This window comes from Mycobacterium rhizamassiliense, assembly GCF_900157375.1.
Lineage (GTDB): Bacteria > Actinomycetota > Actinomycetes > Mycobacteriales > Mycobacteriaceae > Mycobacterium > Mycobacterium rhizamassiliense.
In genome coordinates this window covers 1,504,870-1,522,242 of sequence record NZ_LT721901.1, presented here as the reverse complement: position 1 = coordinate 1,522,242, position 17,373 = coordinate 1,504,870, and the positions used below count along the sequence as shown (strand labels likewise).

Below are 17,373 nucleotides of genomic sequence, written 5' to 3'. Positions count from 1 at the left end.
CCCTGAACGACAGGAGGTATCCATCGTGCGTGTTGGCTTCATCGGCCTGGGCAGCCAAGGCGCGCCCATGGCTCGCCGCATCGTCGACGCAGGCTTCCCGCTGACAGTATGGGCGCGCAGGGCGGAAACGACAGCAGCATTTGCTGACACCGCCGCCGAAATCGCGCAATCCCCAAGGACTCTCGCCTCGGTCAGCGACCTCGTGTGTATCTGCGTTGTCGACGACGCCGGCGTCGGGCAAGTCGTCGACGGGAACCACGGAGTTCTCGCCGGCCTGCAGCACGGTGCGACACTGGCAATCCACAGCACCGTCAATCCGGTCACCTGCCGCGAACTAGCCCAACGTGCTGAACAAGTGGGCATCTCAGTCATCGACGCACCCGTCAGCGGTGGCGGTCCCGCTGCGGCCGAGGGCAAACTCCTCATAATGACTGGCGGCGACGAACTGGTTATAGCCCAATGCAGACCCGTATTCGAAACGTTCGCCGACACGATCGTTCGACTCGGTGACGTCGGCGCAGGCCAGCTAGCGAAGCTCGTCAACAACCTCGTATTCACGTCGCATCTCGGAATCGCTGCGAACGCAATGGAACTCGGCGCACGACTCTGCCTCGACGAGGCCAGCCTCATCCAAGTGCTCACCCAGGGCAGCGGCACCAGCTTCGCGCTCAACGCCATCAGCGGCATGGGCACACTCGAACGCTTCGGCACCGTCGCGGGACCGCTTCTCCGCAAGGACGTTCGCCTAATTCAGGAAATCACCGCCTCTGCAGATCTCGCACTTGGACCGATCATTCAAGCAGCAGATACCGCATTGACGGCGATGGGACACAACTGGTAGGCCCAGCACAGCACCGCGCGCTCAAACAGATCACTGCGGGAATCTCCCCAATCCCGAACGCCGGCCGATTTAGCCTGCTAAGCGAACGAAAGTAGTTGAAATCAGGGACTTAGCAACGTTTGCGGATATCCGGCGACACGCTGTTGCGCCCCCATACGTTGAACGCTGTTGTTACACAACGAAATAAGCAACACATAGTAGTTCGCATCCCACAATATTCGATATAGGTCAGCGAGACTCGGCCACCCGCACACCTGTCGGCACCCTCAATTGACCCACAACAGCCGCCGGCCATTGCGGGTTCTCACCTTCTCCTCGACGAACCCGGCTTCCCCGTCAGGTCATCCGATGGGCGCGGGCGTTATGAGGATCGGGAATTGAGGACCAATATGCTGTGGCACCTGGACCGGTCCCCTTGGCCTGATACATGGCCAGGTCGGCGTTGCGCACGATGTCCTTGGGGCTGCGGCGCTCAGGTTCGTCGGCTACCACGATTCCGATGCTGGCGCTCGGACACACAGTGGAGCCTGCTATTGCGGCGGGCCCACTCAAGGATTGATGTAGTCGGGCGGCGAGTGCATCGATATCGGTAACCTCGCCGACAATCACCGCGACAAATTCGTCGCCAGCGAACCGCGCCACGAGGTCATCGGCGCCAACCGCCCTGCGCAGCCGGTCCGCGGCAACTCGGATCAGCTCGTCACCGGCGTCATGTCCCAGGGAATCATTGACGGCCTTGAGGTTGTCGAGGTCGATGAAGAGCACCGCGGACAGGCGGCGGCTTTTGTCGCCGACGAGAGCGTCGGAGATCCGCCGCATCGCTTGTGCGCGGTTGGCCAATCCGGTCAGGGCGTCATGGTTGGCCTCATGCGCCAGCTGCTGTCGGGCGTTGTATTGCTCGGTAACGTCGATAAACGACACCAGCAACGCAGAACTTTCAGGATCGTCGGGACTGAGCAGAGACCCGTTCACCGACACCCATAACCGTCGGCCGTCACCGAATCTGTTGAAGCCGCACACTCCCCCATGGGCAGGGCGATTGGTGAGGGCTTCCCAGGCGGGGCTCTGATTGAAGGTCAGCCGCTCGCCGTTGCTATCAAACACGGGTATCTCAGCCAGCGTACTGAGCTGAATCTCGGTGTCGGAGAACGTGTCTGGCAAGCCGATGATGCGCTTTGCTGCCGGATTCATCAGTTCGATGTGGCCGTCGTGGCCAACGACAACCACACCTTGCTCCAACGAGGCCACCACGGTCTGGAAGTACTTCTCGGCACGACGTAACGCAGTTTGGTCGCTGCACATCAGCACATAGCCGGTGCTCATCCTCGTTACCGATACCCGTACCGTCAGCGCGGCGCCGTGGGCGTTGTGATGCGTGGCGTGCAAGAGACCACCGTCAGCCACGATGGCCGGCAGGTCAATCGGCGCGCCGATTGCTTCGCTGACCGGGAGGGCCAGGGCGTCGCTGGCAGGCCGCCCGTAGATTGCCGCCGCGGCGGGATTCCAGCTCGTGATGATCCCAGTCGAGGTGGTAGCGATGATGGCGTCGGTGACGTAATTGACCAGCGCCGCCTGGTATCGCAGGGCTTCCTCCGCCGCTTTCTGCGACGTCAAGTCACGGAAGATCACCTGGTAGGCGGGCTGGTTTTCCCACACCGTGAGCACGGACACCGCTTCCACGGCCAAGGTCGTGCCATCGAAACGTTGCATCAGCGCTTCGGATGGTTCGGAGGCGTCGCCTTCGTGGCGCAGCTCTCCGATGCGCGCCAGCATCGGCGGAATCGAGTCAGGGTGCACAAATTCGGTGATGGGGTGTCCCACCATTTGATGGCTTGACTCGGCGGCCATCCAGCGAACGCCTGCGGGATTGATATAAACCATCAGCCCGGCTGCGTGGACACAAATCGCATCCGGGCTGTGATCCACCAAGCGGCGATAGCGCTGTTCGAAAATTTCGGGTGCCGTTGGGTCGGCCCCTACGTCTATGGCAGGCACTGGCGGAGGACACAGGTGGGCATCGTCATTTGCGCTCATCGAGTCTGATTGCCGGCCCTCTCCCGTCAATGCGCGCAGCCCTGAGACTGGCCCCGCCTCGCCGGCCCGATCGGCGAAATAGCAATAGGTACGGCATCCGGGCGGGTGCCAGCTCGTTGCCGCTTGCCGCTGTTGGAACGGGTGAATTCAACATTAATCGATAGAGACTATCTCTGGGCGCTATCGAAATGGAGGAAGTAATGGACAGCGGAAAGATGATGATCACCGGAATCGGTGTCGTGAGTGGATATGGGTGGAGCGCGCACGAGATGTGGTGCGGCCTGCTTAGCGGTAAGCCGGCGGCCGCCCTGTTCGACGGGTACGGCCGTCATGGTGACGAACAGGCTTGGCTGGCGCGGGTGCCCACCGGTGGCGACGTCTCCGACGGGGCAAGCAGAGCTGCCCGTGCGATGCGCGCCGCTGCCCGCGAGGCCATTACGGACGCGGGCCAACGCGGTTGGACACCCGGGGGCCGCGTCGGGGTGCTGCATGCCAATGTGTTGCCCGAAATTGAAGAATGGCGGGCGTTCTACCTCAACGACGGTGGCCAGCGCCGCAGCCGTGACTACCTCAACCTGATGCCATCGACCCCGGTGTCCTTGCTGATGCAGGAGTACGGCTTTCATGGGCCCGCGATGAATGTCTCGGCCATGTGCGCCTCTGGCAATGCCGGACTGGTCACAGCCAAGATGTGGCTGGACACTGGCTTCGTCGACGACCTGGTCTTTTTGGCCACCGACTTATCTCTGACTCCCGAAAACGTCGACCACTTCGTGCGCCTCGGGGTGGCGGTTGTCGACACTGACCCGCTGGACGGCTGCCGACCCTTTCAGCAGGGCAGCCGCGGCTTCGCCGTCGGTGAGGCTGCGGTCGCCTTTGTCCTGTCGCGGCGCGCGCGAACACCGTATGCCGCCGTCCTCGGCGGAGCGCTGTCACATGACGCCTACCACGTGACGTCGGTGGATCCAGCGCGGATACACGTCGATCAGTGCGTGCTCGATGCTCTGGCCGCCGCGCACGTCGGCGTCCATGACATCGGTTACCTCAATGCCCACGGCCCGGGGACGGCCCAGTGCGACGCTGCGGAAAGTGCCATCGTCGATCAGATCTTTGCGGGCCGCCCGCAGATTTATTCGGTCAAGCCTCTGTCGGGACATTGTCAGGGCGCCGCGGCTGCCGTCGAGATCGCAGCCGCTGCACTCGGCTATGACCAAAATGTGGTTCCCGCCGCGCCTACGGTCGCCCCGGGCCACCCCCGACTCCTCGACGGGATCACGCCCATGCATAAGGAACTGACCCTTAAGACATCGTTGGGGATGGGTGGTCACAACTCCGCGGTCGTGCTCGCCCCGGCGGCGTGACGGCCCGCGTCTCGGGTTTCGTTCGTAGTTGATCCAGCTAAGAAATGACACGTACACGAGACGGCTACGATCGCTGTTGATGACTGAAGAAGCACTTGGACCGGCGTCGGCGGAACCGCAGGCGGGCGATGTTCCCCCACTCGACATCGAGGGCTCCGGAGTCGTTCCCCGGTCGCTGACCGGGTGCGACGCCTGTTTTGGTGGCTGGAGCGACTGGCGCCCTCTGTCGGATCTCGGTGGGCAGTCGAATTATGGTGGTGCACCCCACCGATTCTCGAGTCGAGTCTGCGCATGCCGCCGGGTGTGCCCGCGGGCCGGCCGGTAGAAGCGTATTGGGATGGGCATCGGGTCGCTGGTGAGGAATGGGGCGAGGGTCCGGCGATCTACCTGGTGCACGGCTGGGGCGGCCAGCGCGCGCACTTGGCGGTGTTCGTCAAACCGCTGGTGGAGGCGGGATACCGGGTCATCGCGTTCGACCTGCCCAGCCACAACGAGTCGGATCCGGGTGCGCTCGCACCGGGGCGCACCACTGCCACCGAGTGCGCCGACGCGATTACGGCCATGATCGAAGCCCATGGTCCCGCCCACGCGGTGATAGCTCACTCGCTCGGAGCGAACGCGACTGCCTTGGCGGCGGCGGACGGCGCACCCGTCGGGCGCTTGGTCTTCTTGGCGCCCATGGGTGATTTCCCGCTCCATCTCGACTGGTTTGCCGCCCGACACAACTTCGGCCGCCGGATCCGCGCGGGCCTGCACCGCCGTCTGGAAAAACGAATCGCCATGCCGCTGTACGAGACGAACATGACGCGGGTCGGTCGACGAGCCAGCTACCCGCCGCTGCTCCTCATCCACGACCCGGACGACCCGGACAGCCCGTCATGGCAAGGCGCACAATTTATGACAACGCAAGGTCTCGGCCGACTAGCTCATTACCGAATCCTGCGTCACCGTCCCGCTATTAACGCGGGGCTGGAGTTCATCGGCCACCATGCGACGCAAAGTTGATCTTCGGCGCCGCATTGCTCGATGAGTCTGCCGCCTTCCTAGCGTGTTGACGGGGACTTACGACGAGGGTTCCCGTCCGGTGCTCAGGCCGGGCAGGCACGCGCGAGAGCGTCCATCTCGGCGACGAACTTGCGTTGGTCTTCGCCGGCGGCTTTCGCCTCGGGGGGCACGCGCGGTTTCAGGAAGTCTTGTCGGCCCAATGCGTCGTTCGCTTTCGCCATGTCCGCCATGAAGTCCCGCGCGGCCTGCGCCGCCCGGTGCGCGTGCGCGGACAGATCCGGCGCGGTGATCCGGTCCGCGTGGCCTTGCAGCCCGTCGAGCCACGCCTGGTAATCCGCGGCCGTGGGCACCCGGGGTTCGTCGTAGGAACCGCCCGGCGGGAAGTAGGTCTTGTCTTTCAGCGAGGCCTGCGCCGCGGTGTTGAACTCGACGAACTGGTGGACGGCACGGCAGGGCGGCGGCCGGAAATGGGCATGCCATGCCGCGAAGCCTCCTGCGGCGGCGATCGCGACGCACAGGGCCGCGATCAGCCGCCGCGCCAGGACACGTCTGCGCGGGCGAACCATACCGTCCAACCTATTCGAACTGGGACCGCGGCCAGCAAGCCCCACGAGCCCACCGTTCGGCTCAACGCAAGGCGAGATCCGTGCCAAAGTGGGGCCGTGACAATCGTGATTGTCGTCGTTTGCGAGTCCTCCTGCATTCACGTGCTCGCAAACTGTTTCCCGTTACCTAAGTCAGGTTTCGCGGAATCGACGAGATCATGACGCGCGCGAACAGATAGAGGAACGCAATGACGACGAGCGAGGATCGACGGGTCGAACGGCGCGGCTTCATCCAGCGCCTCACCGCACTGTGCGTCCGGTACGTCGAGCGCCTCATGCCCGACCCCTACCTGTTCGCCGTCATCCTCACCCTCGTCGTGGTGGCGCTCGTGGCGCTGCTCGTCCGGGGCGCAACGCCCACCGGTGTCCTCAAGGCCTGGTACGGCGGAGTGTGGGGCGCGCAGAACATCTACACGTTCGCGTTCCAGATGGTCCTCATCCTGGTGACCGGCTACACCCTGGCCGAGGCGCCGGTCCTGAAGCGCGCCATTATTCGCGTCGCGAGCAAGCCGACGAACCAGGTGCAGGGAGCCCTGCTGTGTTTCGGCGTCAGCACCGCCTTCTCGCTGTTGAACTGGGGACTGGGTTTGGTCGCGGGTGCGCTGGTCGCGCGTCAGGTCGCAAAGCGGCTCAACGGTGCGCACTTCGGCTTCCTCATCGCGTGCGGGTTCATGGGCTACGTCGTGTGGACGCAGGGGCTGTCGTCGTCGATCGCGCTCGCCAACACCGATACGACCAGCCCCATCAACGTGATTCACAAAATGACCGGCATGACCGTGCCGTTGACGGACACGATCTTTCAGCCCTACAGCTGGGTCGCCGTGATCGTGGTGACCGCCCTGCTTGCCGTCGCGATCTGGCGCATGGAGCCCAAGGAAAGCCTTGAGCCCGACCCGGCGGTTTTCGCCGACGAGCCGGAGCCCGTCAAACCCGACGGCAAGCGCACGGTTGCCGAGTGGCTGGAAGACCTGTGGATTCTGAACGTCCTCGTCTTTGCCGCCGGCATAACGTATTTCGTGCTGAGCGGTTTCACGCTGAACATCTCGTCGATGATCATGTTGTTCACGATCACCAGTGCCTTGCTGCACCGCACACCGATCCGCTTCATCCGCGCCTTCTCCAACGCGGCGAAGGTGTCGGGTCCCCTGCTGCTGCAGTATCCGCTGTACGGCGGGATCGTTGGCCTATTGGGTTATCTGCCAACCGGTTCCGGCAAGGCGCTGCAGACCGTGCTCGCCGAGGCGCTGGTGCGGGGTGCCGACCAGTACACGCTGCCGTTCTTCACCTTCCTCGGATCGGTCTTGATCTCGTTGTTCGTGCCGTCCGGCGGCGGGCACTGGGCGGTGCAGGGACCGATCGCCGTCGGTTCGGCGATGGCGGTCGGCCAGCACTCGGCGACATACCTGGGGCTGATGTCGATGTCGGTCGCGGTCGGTGAGGGCGTCGCGAACATGATTCAGCCGTTCTGGCTGCTGCCGGTGCTGGCGATCGCCAAGCTGAATGTCCGCCAGGTGATGGGCTTTACGGTCATCGCGTTCCTGATCGGATTCGGGGTCGCCGGCGCCGCCGTGCTCATCGCGCCCCACGTGCTTTGAGATCAGACAGATGACCCCCACCGCGCGCGTAGCCGCCGCGTTCCGCCGCATCGCCGAAGTCGACCGGCCCGAAATCTGGATCACCTTGCGCGACGAGGCCGACGTGCTCGTCGACGCCGGCGCCGTCGAGGCCCGGCTCGCCGCGGGCGACACCCTTCCGCTGGCGGGCCTGGTGGTCGCGGTCAAGGACAACGTCGACGTCGCCGGCCTGCCGACCACCGCGGGCTGCCCGGAGTTCGCCTACGCGCCGACGGCGTCGGCCGCCGTCGTCGACCGGCTCTGCGCGGCCGGCGCGGTCGTGCTCGGCAAGACGAACCTCGACCAGTTCGGCACCGGCCTGGTCGGTACCCGCAGTCCCTATGGCGCCGTGCGGAATTCGCATCACCCGCACCTCGTCTCCGGCGGTTCCAGTTCGGGTTCCGCCGTGGCCGTCGCGTTAGGCATCGCCGACATCGGCATCGGTACCGACACCGCGGGATCCGTCCGGGTCCCGGCCGCACTCAACGGCATCTTCGGAATCAAGCCCACCCTTGGGATCCTCCCGACCCACGGTGTGGTCCCGGCGTGCGCCGACTTCGACGCGGTATCGGTGCTCGCGGCGGACCTCGACACGGCCGTCGCCGCGGCCGCTGCGATGGCCGGCCCCGACGCGCGCGACCCCCGCAGCCGCAGCTGGCCCGCCGATGTTCGGCTCGGCGCGCCCGCCGCGCCCCGGGTCGCGATTCCCGAAGCGCCCAACCTCGCGGCACTCAGCGACGCGTACCGGCGTGCGTTCGAGCAGACCGTGGTGCTGGCCACCGATGCCGGGTTGCGGGTCGAGCCGGTCGATATCGCCCTTCTGTTGGACGCGGCCCTGCTGCTGTATGACGGCGCTTTCGTCGCCGAGCGCTACGCCGCGGTCGGCGAATTCCTGGACACCGCACCGCCGGGCGCCGACCCCTTCGTGGTGTCGATCATCGGTGCGGGCCGCGCGATCACCGGTCCCGCGTTCGCCGCCGACGTGGACGCGCTGGCGCGCGCCCGGGCCGCTGCCGCGGCAATGCTGGCGGGGTTCGACGCGTTGCTGCTGCCGACCACGACCGAGCATCCGTCGCTGGCGGAGGTGCGGGCTGACCCGTACTCGATCAACCGCCGGATGGGCACGTACACCAATTTCGGCAACCTGCTCGACATGGCCGCGGTCGCGGTGCCCGGCGTCCCGACGGAGGCGGGCACCCCGTTCGGGGTGACGATCGTCTCGCGCACGTTCGCTGACCAGATCGCGGTGGACATCGCCGCGCGACTGAGCGGCACGGCGTCCCCGCTCTTCGTCGAATCCGGCAGCGAGGTAGCGGTATTCGGCGACCATCGGCGCGGCCACCCGCTGCACGGGCAACTCGAAGAAGTCGGCGCCCGCTACGTCCGCGACCTCGACGGCGGCGAACTGTTCCGCATCTCCGAAGCCGGCCTGGGCCACCTCGTGGCGTCCCAGTTGGCCCGGGCCGTCATCGGGTGACTCCCGCGACAGCCCGAGCGCGCTTATCGTGGCATCGGGGATGTGGCGCATCAGCGTCCGGGGGCACGACGGGGGACGGATGAGTCCGGCAGCGATACAGGGGCAGGCCATCTTCTGGGCGGCATGCCTGGAGCTCCTCCTTGTCCTCATGAGCGTTTTGATGGTCGCCAACTACCGGCGCGCGGCGCGGGGCACGCTGGACCGCAACGCTTATGTGGGCATCCGGCTTCCGATGCCGCAGCGCAGTCGGCAGGCGTGGGAGGCCGCGGACCGTGTCGCGATCCGCTCGGCGCCGGTGTACGTCCTCTTCAACGCGATCATGGGCGCGGGTCTGTTCGCCGCGGCCTGGCACGGCTGGCGACTCGTCGTCGCCTTCATCGGCGGCGCCGGCTTCTTTGTCATCGCCATCCTGATGACCTGGACCTCCTTCAAGGCCGGCAAGGCCGCCGACGCCGTCGACCACGACGCCGGACACCGCGCGCGGCCACCGAGCGCCGTGGCGCAGCCGGCCGTCATAGCGGTCCCCACCAAGCCGCTATCGGATCGGCAGAAGACGGTCGTCGCGTGGGTCTGCGCCGCAGTCGCCTGCGGCCTGACGCTGTTCATCCTGGGAACGATCGTTTATGGCTACGTCTTGGCTCAGCATCAGCAGTTGGTACCGGCAGACCACGTCGGGATGCGCGACGCGACCACCCTCGCGTGCTGGCCGCGGTGGTACGCCTCGCAGAAGGCGGGGTTCGACTGGATGCTGTTCGGCTACGGACCGGTCCTGATCTTGAGCATGGTGGTCTTTGTCCGGGCGGCGATGCAGCGTCGCCCGCCACAGGACTTTTTAGTGCTGGCCCCAGGAACCGTGCTTGTCGCGCTTCCCTTCGTGATCGCCGCCGGCATCCACGCCGACAGCGTGGCCCGCGCGATCACCTGTTGAGAGGCGTCTTGACGCCGATAATGACGCGCCAACTGTAAGGCTTACGGCAAGGGCAATTACGGTCTAACATCGGCGCATGACGGTTTCTTCCCCTGCGTCTGATGATGCGGTCACGCATGGGCGCGAGCCCACGCCGCTCAGCGAACGGCGCTACGACTGGTTCTTCATCGCGGCGTTCATTCTGTTCGCGTCGACATCGTTCTCCGGTGACCTGGTCAATCTGCTCTTCAGGCCGGATCCGAATTCGCATTACTTCTTGGCCCGGCTCGTCTATCACGTCTACGCCGAGGGTGCCGACCCGCTGCTGGTAACCAATCCTCGTTTCATGCAGGCCAGTGCGGGGGTCTCGGCGCTGGTATTCGGCTCGTTTTACGTCGTGCTGGTCTACGCCTTCGTCAGGGGGCGTGACTGGATTCGGCTACCTGCGGTCTTCTATGCGGGAATGGTCGTGGAGACAACGTTTCTCGTGCTCGTTGTCGGATTCGCCGGGGATGCTCCGTTGTTCAAGACGGTCTGCGGCGCCGCGTACACCGGCTTTGATTACACGTTCACCGATGTGCCGAGAGTGCTGATGTTCAACGTGCCCTACATGGTCGTCCCGCTGCTACTGGTCGCGCGCATGTGGCGGCCGCACCCCTTCAGTAGACGCTGAACTGACCACCCGCGATTCGCCCCCGATTCCGCGAGGCGCTAATTTGCCTGAGTGATGTCCTCAGCTGCTCGCGCGCTCGCGCGGTGGATCGCGCCCGTCCTGACCGCTGCCGTCGTTGCATGCCTGGGCACGCTGCAGGTGGGGCCCGCCCCGGCGGTGCGCCTGGCCAGCGACGGTAACCCGTTGGCCGGAGCGCCGTTCTACGTCAACCCCGGGTCGGCGGCCATGCGCGCCGCGCAGAGCGCCGACCCGCCGAGCCCCGAGCTGACGGCCATCGCCAACACGCCCCAGGCGTACTGGATCGTCCCGGGCGGCTCGGCGGGCACGGGCGGGAAGTATGTCGGCGACGCGAACGCCGCCGGTGCGATCCCGGTCCTGACGCTCTACGGAATCCCGCACCGCGACTGCGGCAGCTTCGCCGCGGGCGGCATGGGGTCGGGCGACGCCTACCGCTCGTGGATCGACGGCATCGCGGCCGGCGTGGGCGCCTCGCGGGTGGCGATCGTCGTCGAACCCGATGCGCTGGCGATGGCCGACTGTCTGTCGGGCGACGCGCGCCAGGAGCGCTTCGACCTGATTCGCTACGCCGTCGACACGCTGACCCGCGACCCCAACGCGGCCGTGTACGTCGACGCCGGCCACCTGCGCTGGCACAGCGCCGAGGACATGGCCGCCCGGCTCAACCAGGCTGGGGTGGGCCACGCGCGGGGCTTCAGCGTCAATACCGCGAACTTCTTCACCACCGACGACGAAATCGGTTACGGCGAAGCGATTTCGGGCCTGACAAACGGCGCGCACTACGTGGTGGACACGTCGCGCAACGGCGCCGGCCCCGCGCCCGACGCCGAACTCAACTGGTGCAACCCCAGCGGCCGGGCGCTGGGGCCGCCGCCGACCGCGAACACCGCGGGCGCACACGCCGACGCCTACCTATGGATCAAGCGTCCTGGTGAATCCGACGGGTCGTGCGGCAAGGGCGATCCGCCGGCGGGCACCTTCGTGAATCAGTACGCCATCGACCTGGCCCACCGGGCGGGTTAGTAGCGCGCTCGGCGCGCCGCCCGCGCAAATCCGCCCTACCAGCGGAGTACCATTTTTGTACACGCGCAAAATAGGGTCGGGGCGGGTCATGAAGGGTGCCGATTCGGTGGAAGTACGTCCGGCGCATCCGTGTGCGCCCGGCACTGCCGAATCGGTCCACCGCGCCGCGGGGGTCCGCTGACCGATGTCGTGGCTGAAGACGTGGTGGGTCCAACCCGATCAGTACGAGTGGATCACCGCGTTCCTGCAGCAACGCGGAATGCTGCGTTCGGCGCGGATGGGTCTAGCCGCCCTCGCTGGTTCGTCGGCGTTGGTACCGCTGACGGTGTTGCCGAGCCAGGGCGATCCAAGCGCCGTCGAGCTGACCATCGGCGTCGTTGCCGCCACCATCACCCTCGCAGTGACGGCTTTGTTGGTGACGCGCTGGCCCACTCGCCTGCAGTCCCACGTCGGCGTGACGCTGGGCGCGTTGGGTGTCGGCGGGTGGAGCCTGGTGCAACCGACCGCCGCCCTCGCCGCCCTCGCCGCCACCGCGATGGCAATCCCCGGCGGCTACATCGCGTTCTTCCACGGCCCCAAGCTGCTGCTGTTCAATGGCGCGGTGGCTTTGGCGGTCGCCGCCACCGCGGTGTTCCGGTTGGCGCATGAGGTCAACCTGGCCACGGCGGCCTCCGCGTTCTGGATCAATGTATTCCTGAATATCACCGTGCCCCTGGGCATTTGGGGAATGGCGAAGACGATGGGCATGTATGTCGAGCGGTCGGAAAAGGACGCGCTCACCGGGCTGCTGAACCGGCGGGCCTTCACCGACGCGGTCAGTAATCGGCTGGCGAATCCGCTGCCGGCCCACGCTCATCTCGCGGTCGTGATGGTCGACCTCGACAACTTCAAGCGCATCAACGACACGCACGGTCACGTCACCGGCGACCGCGTCCTGCGGGCGGTGGCCGAACTGCTGCACGAGCACGCCCCCGCCGATGCGGTAGTCTGCCGTGCCGGTGGCGAGGAGTTCCTGGTTGCGATGACGACCGTGACGCCGGACGTGCGACCGCTGACCGCGCAATTCTGCAGCGCCGTGGCCGAACTCATCCCGAAGATCACGGCCAGCATCGGCACCGCGAGCACCGAGATTCACCGCCTGGCTGGGCCCGACGCGGTATGGCTGGTGGAAGAGTTGATCGAAATCGCCGACGGCGCAATGTATTCCGCTAAGCGGCGCGGCGGGAACCAGGTTCACCACACCGTCGGCGCCTAGCCATGGAAAGCTACGAGCCCGGGCCGTGTCCGTCCAGCGGTGGATCCGCGGATTCGACGATCGCGATCTTGCTCAGGCCGCTGATCGTGAGGACCCGAAACAGCAACGGGTGAACGATGACGTGCAGCCGGTCGATTTCCTCGGCGTGATCGAACAGGACGTTGATGCCGGCGCTGTCGATGTACTTGACCGCGCTGAGGTCGACGGTCATCGGCGCGCGGGAGCCCGCCCTGGCGTCGATGAGCGCGCGGGTCAGCTCCGCGGTATTGCTGAGATCGATCTCGCCCGCCACGACCACCCGTGGCGTGCCGTCGGCGCCACGGTCGGTGTTCAGAGTCAGTGCAGGGGCCATCATGTGATCCTTGTGTACATATGCACTGTAGTTCCGGTGTCGCTCGGCTGAATGGCGAAATGCTCCATTAAGCCCCTCATCAGGGCGATACCCCGGCCACGGCTGACCTCGTCGTCCGTGCTCGGGTCCTTCCAGGTGCCGGTGTCCGAGATGGTCACGTGCAGCCGGTCGACGTGCATGGTGGCCTGGATCGAAATGGTGCCGCCCACGGAACCGTCACGGTGCCCGTGTTCGATGGCGTTGGCGACGGCCTCGCCGCTGGCGATGAGCACGTCGAGGATCTGATCGCGGTCGACGCCCGCCCGTTTCAGCCAGCTCTGCAGGGCCGCACGGCTGGGCCCGAGCTGGTTGACGTCGGCGGCGAACGTCATCTGGAACGGCCCGGGGTGCCGGTACAGCAGGATGGCCACGTCGTCGAGATAGCCGCCCTCGGGCTCGAGCCGCGCCATCAGGTGGTCGGCCACCTCGTCGAGCGACTGCGAGCGGCCGCCCTGGACCAGCTCGGCGGCGCGCTCCATCCCGTCGTCGATCGAGATACCTCGGCGTTCGACCAGGCCGTCGGTGTAGAGCAGCAGCGTCGAGCGCGCCGGCATGGTGACCCGGGCCTCCGGGCGCACCCAGTCGAGCCGAAGCGCCAGGGGCAGCCCGTGTCCGCCGTCCAGCGGGACACTGGTCCCGTCGGCGTAGACCATGATCGGCGGCGGATGTCCGGCGTTGGAGTAGACGAGTTCACCGGAGTTGGGCGTGAGCACCGCGCAGAACGCGGTGGTGCAGCGTGCGCCGGAGAGCCGCGCGGCGAACCGGTCCAGGCCCGCGAGCGTTGCCCGGGGGCTGGACTGCTCGAGGAGCAGCGCACGGCAGGCGCTGCGCAGCTGGCCCATCACCGTAGCGGCCGCCAGGCCGTGACCGACACAGTCGCCGACGATCAGCGCGACGCGTCCGTCGTCGAGATCGACGACGTCGTACCAGTCGCCGCCGACCTGCAGCGGGCGTCCTGCGGGGTGGTAACGCACCGTGAAGCCGCCGGGCAGGCCCGCCGGGTCGAGCATGGCGTGCTGCAGGGCCAGAGCGGTTTCCCGCTGCGAGTCCAGCTGGTAGACGCGGTGCAGGCCCTGACCGAGTCGGCCGGCCAGCACGGTCAGCAGCGTGTGGTCCTCCTGGGTGAATGGCCGTTGCTCGGCCAGCTCGACCCAGACGACGAGTACGCCCTGGGGGTGCTGCAGCGCGATGCCCGCCTCGCCCGCCTCCCCGGTGACGGTGGTCAGTAGGTCGGCGTCGCGCACCGACTCGATCAGCTGCCGTTGGTGCGGCGACAGGTCGGCCCACTCGACGGCGGCGCCTGCGCCAACCAGCCCCGGCGGAAGCGATTCCGCGGCGGTCGGAAAAGTCACCGCCAAGACGCGGCGGCCCTGCCAGACCCGCAACAGCACCTCGGCCGCCCCGTGCAGCGCGTCGTCGAGCGTATCGGCTTGGGCCAGTTGCTGATTGAGAGCGGCCAGCGCCGTCTGGCGTTGCACCATGTAATGCTCGGCCGTGACGTCGCGGAAGGTGCCGACCGTCACCTGCTGCCCGGAGTCGGGGTCGGCGGCGTTGTTGACGCTGACCGTGACCCACAGCCGATGGCCGTCGCGGTGGGCGACCGGAACGGTGTAGACGCCGCGGCCCTGACCCCCCAGCCCGCCGAACGCCTCGGCGGCCTGGCGGTGACCCTCGGGGGCGGTGCCGGCATCGGGCCACCACGGATGGTCGGGCTCGTAGGGCAACTCGTCCGAGCCGTAGCCGAGGATGTCGGCGAAGGCGGCGTTGATCTCGATGACCGCCCCGCGGCCGTCGCAGACGAAGAACGCTTCCTGTAGCGAGTCCACGAGTGCGGTGCGCCATCGGGCGTGCCGGTTGCGCAGCCGCGCCAGTTCGACGGTGGCGCGGGCCCGGGCGAGAAGTTCGGCGGCGGCGAACGGCTTGACGAGGTAGTCGTCGGCGCCGGCCAGCAGGCCCTCGATCGAGGCGGCGGGCCCGGCGCGCGCCGACAGCAGCAGCACCGGCAGGGCAGCGGTGCGCGGGTCGCGCCGCAGCGCGGTGAGCAGTTGCAGCCCGTCCAGGCCGGGCATCATCACGTCGCTGATCAGCAGATCGGGGGCGTGCGCGTGAATGGCATCCAGCGCCTGCCGGCCATCCGCTACCTCGTCGACCTCGTAGCCCGCGGTCCGCAACAGATGGCACAGGTAGTCGCGCATGTCGGCGTTGTCGTCGGCAACCAGCACGCGGACGCGTTCGCTGCCGCCGTTGGCGGGGGTGATCGCCGTCATGGTGGCCGCGGTGCTGGTGTCCGGCGCGGTGGTGGCGTCCGCCGGAAGCCAGCGCAGGGCCTCTTGCACGTACGGTTGGGCGATCGCGCCGGCGATCGATTGTGCGCCTTGGGGTTCGACGAGCTGATCGGGCGGCAGGTGAGCCGTCCCGAAGGGCAGCCGCACGCTGAACGTGGTGCCGGTGCCCTCCTCGCTCTCAGCGGTGATGGTTCCCCCGTGCAGCCCGACGAGCTCCTTGACCAGAGCGAGCCCGATGCCGCTGCCTTCGGTAGATCGCGAGCGCGCGGAGTCGATGCGTTGAAAACGTTCGAAGAGCCGGGGGATCTCGGCGGTAGGCACCCCGATGCCGGTATCGGCCACGGTGACAACGGCTTCGGTGTTCTCGCGTCTTACCCGGACCGTGATGGTGCCCTCGAAGGTGAACTTCAACGCGTTGGAGAGCAAGTTGAGCACGACCTTTTCCCACATCTCGCGGTCCAGGTGTACCGGCGGGTCAAGCGGCGGGCAGTCCACGACGAGCGTCAGGCCGGCCTGGTCGATCGCGGAGCGGAAGATGCTGGCCAGTTCGCCGGTCATCGTCGACAGGTCGACGGGCTCGAATCGTGCACGCACCCGGCCCGCCTGGATGCGCGAGAAGTCCAGCAGCGTGTTCACCAGCTTGGCCAGCCGCAGCCCGTTGCGGTGGATGAGCTCCAGCTCCTCGCGGGCATGATCGTCGATACCCGTTGTGCGGCTTCGTAATTCCTCGACCGGCCCGAGGATCAGGGTGAGCGGGGTGCGGAATTCGTGGCTGACGTTGGAGAAGAACGCGGTCTTGGCCCGGTCGAGTTCGGCCAGGTCCTCGGCGCGCTGCTGTTGAGCGTGGTAGCTGCGGGCACTACCCACGCCTGCGGCGATGTGCGTGGCCACCAGTTCGACGAATCCGCGGTAGCCGTCGTCGAGTCCGCGGTGCCGGTTCAGCGCGGCGACCATAAGCCCGAGCGGCGAGGCGCCCTGCTGCAACAGCGGGACGACGATCGCTTGACGGGGCGGCTCGGGCCAGGCACCGGTGGGCAGCTGCCGTCCAGCACCGTCGAGATCGATCAGCTCGGCCTCACCACGCGCGGCCTTGTCCAACGGCCACACCGAAGGGCCGTCGCCCGGCAGGACCTCGGGTGCCGCCGGATGCCCCCGCTCAATGCCGCTGACCCCGGCAAGGCGGGCGTCGCCGTCGTCGCCGAACAGGTAAGTGAGGGTGAATGGCAGGTCGTAGAGATTCTTGGCGAGCTGGCCGGCGGCGAAGTCGAGCATCTGCCGCTCGGTGCGCACCACGCTGGGATCCGAGCCCAGCTCGCGCAGCGTCGCCATCCGGCGCTCGGCGATCACGCGGTCGGTTTCCTCGCTGACCACGCACAGCATGCCGACGATGCGGGCCTCCTCGTCGCGCAGCGGGCTGTAGGAGAAGGTGTGGTAGCTCTCCTCGGGGTAGCCCGACCGTTCCAGGATGAGCAGCAGCGCCTCGTCCCACGTCGCCTCGCCGGTGGACATGACGCGCTCGATGCGCGGGCCGATGTCGCCCCAGATCTCCGCCCACACTTCACGTGCCGGGCGGCCCAGCGCCCAGGGGTACTTGTGGCCCAGAGTGTCGCGGCGGTACGCGCCGTTGCAGAAGAACGTCAGCTCGGGACCCCATCCCATCCACATCGAAAACCGCGACGCGAGCAGGATGTTCACCGCCGTGCGAAGACTCTGCGGCCAGCCGTCCACCGGCCCCAGGGGAGTCGACGTCCAGTCGACCGCAGTCAGATCGCGGCCGATCTCCTGGTCTGCACGGAAGACCACTGACCCTCCCCTCGCGTTCGTCTGGCCCGGGACATGCAACGATGCCGACCTGGCGGGTCAGCATCGCTACGTCAAGAGAACC

The 17,373-nt window shown here is 66.9% G+C and carries 12 protein-coding genes and 1 pseudogene; 9 read left to right on the top strand and 4 right to left on the bottom strand.

Annotated elements, in window-relative coordinates; all coding sequences use genetic code 11:
- Positions 1–25: 25 nt before the first annotated feature.
- The gene (locus MRAB57_RS07485) at positions 26–841 is read left to right on the top strand and encodes an NAD(P)-dependent oxidoreductase (RefSeq protein ID WP_077087007.1); all 816 of its coding nucleotides are present in this window, start codon (positions 26–28) and stop codon (positions 839–841) included.
- A gap of 336 nt (positions 842–1,177) precedes the next feature.
- On the opposite strand, the gene MRAB57_RS07480 is transcribed toward MRAB57_RS07485, so the two are convergent.
- Positions 1,178–2,836, bottom strand: coding sequence for a sensor domain-containing protein (locus MRAB57_RS07480; protein WP_077087006.1), 1,659 nt, complete (start codon positions 2,834–2,836; stop codon positions 1,178–1,180).
- Between the two features lie 239 nt (positions 2,837–3,075).
- Between MRAB57_RS07480 and MRAB57_RS07475 the strand changes: the two genes are divergently transcribed.
- Together MRAB57_RS07475 and MRAB57_RS07470 are read left to right on the top strand one after the other, a co-directional pair.
- Positions 3,076–4,236: a beta-ketoacyl synthase N-terminal-like domain-containing protein gene (locus MRAB57_RS07475; RefSeq protein WP_077087005.1), complete on the top strand. Its 1,161-nt coding sequence runs from the start codon at positions 3,076–3,078 to the stop codon at positions 4,234–4,236.
- Between the two features lie 79 nt (positions 4,237–4,315).
- A pseudogene (locus MRAB57_RS07470) lies at positions 4,316–5,241 on the top strand (alpha/beta hydrolase).
- 83 nt (positions 5,242–5,324) lie between these two features.
- Here MRAB57_RS07470 and MRAB57_RS07465 read toward each other — a convergent pair.
- Complete coding sequence (locus MRAB57_RS07465) at positions 5,325–5,807, bottom strand: hypothetical protein (protein WP_245835865.1); 483 nt, start codon at positions 5,805–5,807, stop codon at positions 5,325–5,327.
- Positions 5,808–6,034: 227 nt separating this feature from the next.
- Between MRAB57_RS07465 and MRAB57_RS07460 the strand changes: the two genes are divergently transcribed.
- From MRAB57_RS07460 to MRAB57_RS07435, 6 genes are all read left to right on the top strand, one after another.
- Entirely contained in the window at positions 6,035–7,441 is a 1,407-nt protein-coding gene (locus MRAB57_RS07460; protein ID WP_077087004.1) for a TIGR00366 family protein, read from the top strand.
- A gap of 10 nt (positions 7,442–7,451) precedes the next feature.
- Positions 7,452–8,936: an allophanate hydrolase gene (locus MRAB57_RS07455; protein WP_077087003.1), complete on the top strand. Its 1,485-nt coding sequence runs from the start codon at positions 7,452–7,454 to the stop codon at positions 8,934–8,936.
- A gap of 79 nt (positions 8,937–9,015) precedes the next feature.
- Positions 9,016–9,864: an SdpI family protein gene (locus tag MRAB57_RS07450; protein WP_157900566.1), complete on the top strand. Its 849-nt coding sequence runs from the start codon at positions 9,016–9,018 to the stop codon at positions 9,862–9,864.
- Between the two features lie 76 nt (positions 9,865–9,940).
- Positions 9,941–10,516: an EXPERA domain-containing protein gene (locus MRAB57_RS07445; RefSeq protein ID WP_077087001.1), complete on the top strand. Its 576-nt coding sequence runs from the start codon at positions 9,941–9,943 to the stop codon at positions 10,514–10,516.
- Between the two features lie 51 nt (positions 10,517–10,567).
- A complete protein-coding gene (locus MRAB57_RS07440; RefSeq protein WP_108637899.1) occupies positions 10,568–11,557 on the top strand; it encodes a glycoside hydrolase family 6 protein in 990 nt (329 codons plus the stop codon).
- Positions 11,558–11,741: 184 nt separating this feature from the next.
- Complete coding sequence (locus MRAB57_RS07435) at positions 11,742–12,812, top strand: GGDEF domain-containing protein (RefSeq protein ID WP_077086999.1); 1,071 nt, start codon at positions 11,742–11,744, stop codon at positions 12,810–12,812.
- Between the two features lie 10 nt (positions 12,813–12,822).
- On the opposite strand, the gene MRAB57_RS07430 is transcribed toward MRAB57_RS07435, so the two are convergent.
- Entirely contained in the window at positions 12,823–13,164 is a 342-nt protein-coding gene (locus tag MRAB57_RS07430; RefSeq protein WP_077086998.1) for an STAS domain-containing protein, read from the bottom strand.
- The gene (locus MRAB57_RS07425; RefSeq protein ID WP_245835864.1) at positions 13,164–17,291 is read right to left on the bottom strand and encodes a SpoIIE family protein phosphatase; all 4,128 of its coding nucleotides are present in this window, start codon (positions 17,289–17,291) and stop codon (positions 13,164–13,166) included. The genes MRAB57_RS07430 and MRAB57_RS07425 overlap by 1 nt, the downstream gene beginning before the upstream one ends.
- Positions 17,292–17,373 lie beyond the last annotated feature (82 nt).

Excerpts from the sequence above, each read along its gene's own strand:
- MRAB57_RS07430 (WP_077086998.1), bottom strand. The coding sequence starts at position 13,164 with ATGGCCCCTGCACTGACTCTGAACACCGACCGTGGCGCCGACGGCACG.
- MRAB57_RS07475 (WP_077087005.1), top strand. The coding sequence starts at position 3,076 with ATGGACAGCGGAAAGATGATGATCACCGGAATCGGTGTCGTGAGTGGA.
- MRAB57_RS07465 (WP_245835865.1), bottom strand. The coding sequence starts at position 5,807 with ATGGTTCGCCCGCGCAGACGTGTCCTGGCGCGGCGGCTGATCGCGGCC.
- MRAB57_RS07435 (WP_077086999.1), top strand. The coding sequence starts at position 11,742 with ATGTCGTGGCTGAAGACGTGGTGGGTCCAACCCGATCAGTACGAGTGG.
- MRAB57_RS07445 (WP_077087001.1), top strand. The coding sequence starts at position 9,941 with ATGACGGTTTCTTCCCCTGCGTCTGATGATGCGGTCACGCATGGGCGC.
- MRAB57_RS07450 (WP_157900566.1), top strand. The coding sequence starts at position 9,016 with ATGAGTCCGGCAGCGATACAGGGGCAGGCCATCTTCTGGGCGGCATGC.
- MRAB57_RS07455 (WP_077087003.1), top strand. The coding sequence starts at position 7,452 with ATGACCCCCACCGCGCGCGTAGCCGCCGCGTTCCGCCGCATCGCCGAA.
- MRAB57_RS07460 (WP_077087004.1), top strand. The coding sequence starts at position 6,035 with ATGACGACGAGCGAGGATCGACGGGTCGAACGGCGCGGCTTCATCCAG.